The organism is Acinetobacter portensis (assembly GCF_009372215.1).
Lineage (GTDB): Bacteria > Pseudomonadota > Gammaproteobacteria > Pseudomonadales > Moraxellaceae > Acinetobacter > Acinetobacter portensis.
This window is the reverse complement of sequence record NZ_LWRV01000011.1, coordinates 1-4,574: the sequence shown is the minus strand read 5'-3', so window position 1 is coordinate 4,574 and position 4,574 is coordinate 1. Positions and strand designations below refer to the sequence as shown.

At 39.2% G+C, this 4,574-nt stretch carries 6 protein-coding genes and 1 pseudogene; all 7 read left to right on the top strand.

The window, feature by feature from the left end:
* Positions 1 to 189: pseudogene (locus tag A6M14_RS00805) on the top strand (hypothetical protein); the annotation flags it as partial.
* Between the two features lie 145 nt (positions 190 to 334).
* Positions 335 to 592: a 30S ribosomal protein S16 gene (rpsP, locus tag A6M14_RS00800; protein ID WP_068973809.1), complete on the top strand. Its 258-nt coding sequence runs from the start codon at positions 335 to 337 to the stop codon at positions 590 to 592.
* Between the two features lie 23 nt (positions 593 to 615).
* Positions 616 to 1,164 carry a ribosome maturation factor RimM gene (rimM, locus tag A6M14_RS00795; protein ID WP_152872876.1) on the top strand — a complete coding sequence of 183 codons (549 nt, stop codon included), beginning with the start codon at positions 616 to 618 and terminating at the stop codon, positions 1,162 to 1,164.
* A 42-nt stretch (positions 1,165 to 1,206) separates the two neighbouring features.
* On the top strand, positions 1,207 to 1,950 hold the full coding sequence (gene trmD, locus A6M14_RS00790) for a tRNA (guanosine(37)-N1)-methyltransferase TrmD (RefSeq protein ID WP_152872875.1): 744 nt from the start codon (positions 1,207 to 1,209) through the stop codon (positions 1,948 to 1,950).
* 200 nt (positions 1,951 to 2,150) lie between these two features.
* Positions 2,151 to 2,528 (top strand): 50S ribosomal protein L19, encoded by a 378-nt coding sequence (rplS, locus tag A6M14_RS00785; protein ID WP_152872874.1) that lies wholly within the window; start codon positions 2,151 to 2,153, stop codon positions 2,526 to 2,528.
* A 153-nt stretch (positions 2,529 to 2,681) separates the two neighbouring features.
* A complete protein-coding gene (gene truB, locus A6M14_RS00780) occupies positions 2,682 to 3,587 on the top strand; it encodes a tRNA pseudouridine(55) synthase TruB (RefSeq protein WP_152872873.1) in 906 nt (301 codons plus the stop codon).
* 41 nt (positions 3,588 to 3,628) lie between these two features.
* Positions 3,629 to 4,399 (top strand): sulfite exporter TauE/SafE family protein, encoded by a 771-nt coding sequence (locus A6M14_RS00775; RefSeq protein WP_163121523.1) that lies wholly within the window; start codon positions 3,629 to 3,631, stop codon positions 4,397 to 4,399.
* Positions 4,400 to 4,574 lie beyond the last annotated feature (175 nt).

Below are 4,574 nucleotides of genomic sequence, written 5' to 3'. Positions count from 1 at the left end.
TTTGTGCAACAAAGCCGTTTTCAAGCATTACCTACAGCAAGTAGATGGGTGTTAGTTGCTACTCCTATTGTAGGTACAGTGCAAGCTGGTGATGGTGTTATTTGTATAAATGAACAAAATCAAAAGTTTTGGGCTAAAGGTGCTACAAACTGTAACTTATCAAATGTGTCAGATTGGGATGGAAGATAAAGCTAAATTCAAAACTGTGGATAAATCACTTTTTAACCTTTCCCTTTTGAATAATTTCAAGTAAAATACTGCCCTCTATGAAAGGGGTTTGAAATGTATCGATGGTCGATGCACGGATAATCCGTAAAAACTATAAGGTTCTATCATGGTTGTTATTCGTCTTGCACGCGGTGGTGCTAAAAAACGTCCGTTCTATCAAATCATTGTGACTGATAGCCGTAATGCACGTGACGGTCGTTTCATCGAACGTATTGGTTTCTTCAACCCTACAGCTCAAGGTAAAGCAGAAAAACTTCGTTTAGATGCTGACCGTTTTGCTCATTGGGTTTCTCAAGGCGCTCAACCGTCTGAACGTGTTGCTTCTTTAGCTGCTCAAGCTAAAAAAGCTGTAGCTGCTGCGTAATTCAATTAAGTAGTAGATAGCCCATGACACCAACACAGAATGTTCCAGAAGATCGAATTCAGATTGGACAGCTACGTTCAGCATATGGATTAAATGGGTGGCTCTGGGTCTATTCCAATACAGAACCTATGAGCAACATCTTTGACTATCTTCCTTGGTACATTGAGACTAAGGAAGGTTGGCAAACAGTAGATGTAAAACGCTGGAAACCGCATGGTAAAGGCTTGGTTGTTAGCTTAAAAGGTGTAATTGATCGCACCGCTGCTGATGGCTTAGTGGGTACCGATGTTTGGATTTCAAAAGCGCAACTTCCGAAAGCAGGTATGGATGAGTTTTACTGGACAGATTTACAAGGCTTAACAGTGTTAGGTTTAGATGAATCTGAACAAGAAGTAAATCTCGGTAAAATCCATGAAATGTTTGAAACAGGTGCTAACGATGTCATGGTGGTTCACGCAACACCAGATAGCGTTGATGCTGAAGAGCGTATGATTCCATGGCATAAAGATGTGGTGCAGCGAGTTGATCTTGAAGCTGGTCGTATTTACGTTAATTGGGGCGTAGATTACTAATCCTTAAAGGATGAACGCATTCGGAAAATAGAGGAGTCTGCGATGTTTTTTGCAGTCATAACGCTTTTTCCTGAAATGTTTGAAGCGATTACAGCCTACGGAATTAGCGGGCGTGCAGTAAAACGCGAAATAGTACAAGTCACTTGTATTAATCCTCGTGATTATGCTGAGGGCAACTACAAACGAGTGGATGAACGTCCATTTGGTGGTGGTCCGGGTATGGTGATGATGGCTGAGCCATTGGCGAAAGCAATCCAACATGCCAAAGAGCTTGCGACGCAAGCGGGCGCAGTTCAGGTACCTGTGGTGTATATGTCACCACAAGGGAAAACTTTAAACGAACCTGCGGTGCAACAATTTGTCGAATACGATGGATTGATTGTATTGTGTGGACGTTATGAAGGTGTCGATGAACGTTTGATCCAGCAATATGTTGATCAGGAATGGTCAATTGGAGATTACGTATTATCTGGCGGTGAACTTCCTGCGATGGTTTTATTAGACAGTATTATTCGGAGACTTCCGGGTGCAATGTCTGATGAGCAATCACACGTTCAAGACTCATTTGTGGATGGTCTTTTAGATTGCCCACAATATACCAAGCCAGATCATTTTGAAGGTTTGGATGTGCCTGAGGTATTAAAGTCTGGGCATCATGCAAATATTGAAAAATGGCGGTTTTTGCAGCGTTATCAGCGTACACTTGAACGTCGCCCAGAGTTGGTGGAACAAGTCGAACTGACAAAGCAGCAAAAAAAATGGCTAAAAGATTCGCAAGGGAAATAATAGTTTCTATTGTTTTCTAAGCAAATATACGAAGCTTTGCTTCGAATCGGTACTTAATTTTATGTTAAGTATTCTTTAATAGGCTCTTATGCATTGAAGTGGTCAAGCATAAAGAGAAAGATAATCGGGTGTATGCGCTTTAGCCTCTATACCCAGCGATGATTAGACCTCTTCTGACTCGCACATATTGGAGATACCCCATGAGCGGTAAGCATCCTTTAGTACAAGCTGTTGAAAACGCACAATTAAGAACTGATCTTCCTGCATTTGCACCAGGTGATACAGTAGTTGTATCTGTAAAAGTTAAAGAGGGCGACCGTGAGCGTCTTCAGGCTTTTGAAGGTGTTGTAATTGCGATTAAAAATCGTGGTTTAAACTCTGCGTTTACAGTACGTAAAATCTCTAGCGGCGTTGGTGTTGAGCGTGTATTCCAAACTCACTCTCCAATCGTAGCTAAAGTTGAAGTTAAACGTCGTGGTGCTGTTCGTCGCGCGAAACTTTACTACCTACGCGAATTGTCTGGTAAAGCTGCACGTATCCGTGAAAAATTACCAGCTCGTAAAGTTAAAGCTTCTTAAGTTTCGACTAAAGTTAAGTTTTATACGAGTTCGAAAAATGCGCCTTTTGGCGCATTTTTTATGCTTTAAATTTTTAAATATTGCTCAGTAACATTGATAAAAACACCCGCAGATTGTTAACATGGCGCAGTTTATAAATAACCTAATTTTTATATGAAAAAATCGTCTCCTAAAATCCAACGTCGCCATATTAGTGGTGTATTTCTTTTAAATAAGCCTTTAGGTATTAGCTCTAATGGTGCATTACAAAAAGTGCGTTGGTTGTACCGTGCGCAAAAAGCAGGGCATACAGGAGCATTAGATCCTTTAGCATCTGGCTTATTACCTATTTGTTTAGGGGAAGCGACCAAGTTTTCACACTATTTATTAGACTCTACAAAGCGTTATCAAACCACAGTAAAGTTAGGTAATAGCACAACAACGGGTGATGTAGAAGGCGAGGTTTTTCTTGAAAAAGAAGTAGTCGAGTTAACAGAAGAAAAAATTAAAGAAGCTTTAGCTAAATTCACAGGCGATATTTTACAAGTACCACCCATGTATTCGGCTTTGAAAAAAGATGGGCGTCCTTTGTATGAATTGGCGCGTCAAGGTATTGAAATTGAGCGGGAAGCACGTCCAATACATATTTTTGCAATAGAGTTACTGTCTTATACAAATGACAGTATTACGCTAGATATCACTTGCTCAAAAGGTACTTATATTCGAGTACTAGGTGAAGATATTGCACAGGCATTGGATACATATGGTCATCTGACTTACTTACATCGTATTCAAACAGGACAGTTTGAGCTCATTCCAACATATACCATTGAATATTTAGAAAGTTTGACAGAAATGGAGCGAGAGGCTTTATTGCTGCCTGTATATGCACCCATTGATCATTTTCCAAAAATTCAAGCACCAGAAGGGCGTGCGGAATATTTTAGCCGTGGTATGGAAAGTAATATCGATCACGCGGCAGAAGAGCAAGTGGTGGTATTTGATGGCGATAAATGTTTAGGTTTAGCCGAAATTACCGATAAAAAGAGATTAGTGCCAAAAAGAGTACTAAACTTGTAATACTTTTTAACGTTTGATCAAAAAGCATAAGGAAGGCAACCGTGGATATTGAGATTATTCTCAGCTTGATTTTTTTTGCTTTTTTCGCAGGAGCAATTGATGCTGCTGTTGGTGGTGGTGGACTTATTCAAATCCCTGCCATTATGGGTGCAATGCCTCAGCTTAGTCCTGCAACAGTTTTTGGTACAAATAAACTCGCATCAATTTGTGGTACGGCATCGGCTGCGTATAGTTTTATCCGTAAGGTTAAACTCAGATGGAAATTATTAGCAGTTATTGGAATATGTGCATTTGTTAGTTCATTTGCAGGTGCTGCATGTGTTTCCATGATTCCAAAGGAAATTTTGCGACCATTTATATTGATCATGCTGATTGTGATTGCAATATATACTTTTACAAAAAAAGAATTTGGTCAGGTACATGTACGCCAAGAATTAACACCTAAAATTTTAGTATTAGCGGCTGTTGGTAGTTTGCTGATTGGATTTTATGACGGTATTTTTGGACCAGGTACGGGCAGTTTCTTCATTTTCTTCTTTATTCGTTTTTTACAAGCAGACTTTTTACATGCATCGGCATTGTCGAAAGTTGCCAATTTTATGACAAATTTTGCAGCACTTAGTTTCTTTATTCCAACGGGTCATGTGCTTTTTGGTATTGCCTTTATGATGGCTGTTGCAAACGTTTGTGGCTCATTGATTGGTGTAAAAATGGCACTAAAATATGGTAGCGGTTTCATTCGAATTTTATTTTTAATTTTAGTTTCAGTATTAATTGTTCGACTAGGCTATCAAACATTTTTCCCTGCTTAAAGTTTATTGTTTAAAAAATAAGCTACAAAAATATACACAGACCTCTGCAAAGTTATTGCATAAATAGTGAGTGTAAAATCATTCACTTATTTTTGTGAAATTGAGTTGATCATATAGCTTGCTGCCAGAGGTCATAATAATGAATATATTTGAAGGGCGAATTCAAACATGAGGT

What these genes read in the sequence shown, in the direction of transcription:
- trmD (WP_152872875.1), top strand. Translation starts at nt 1,207, where the DNA reads ATGTTTTTTGCAGTCATAACGCTTTTTCCTGAAATGTTTGAAGCGATT.
- truB (WP_152872873.1), top strand. Translation starts at nt 2,682, where the DNA reads ATGAAAAAATCGTCTCCTAAAATCCAACGTCGCCATATTAGTGGTGTA.
- rplS (WP_152872874.1), top strand. Translation starts at nt 2,151, where the DNA reads ATGAGCGGTAAGCATCCTTTAGTACAAGCTGTTGAAAACGCACAATTA.
- rpsP (WP_068973809.1), top strand. Translation starts at nt 335, where the DNA reads ATGGTTGTTATTCGTCTTGCACGCGGTGGTGCTAAAAAACGTCCGTTC.
- rimM (WP_152872876.1), top strand. Translation starts at nt 616, where the DNA reads ATGACACCAACACAGAATGTTCCAGAAGATCGAATTCAGATTGGACAG.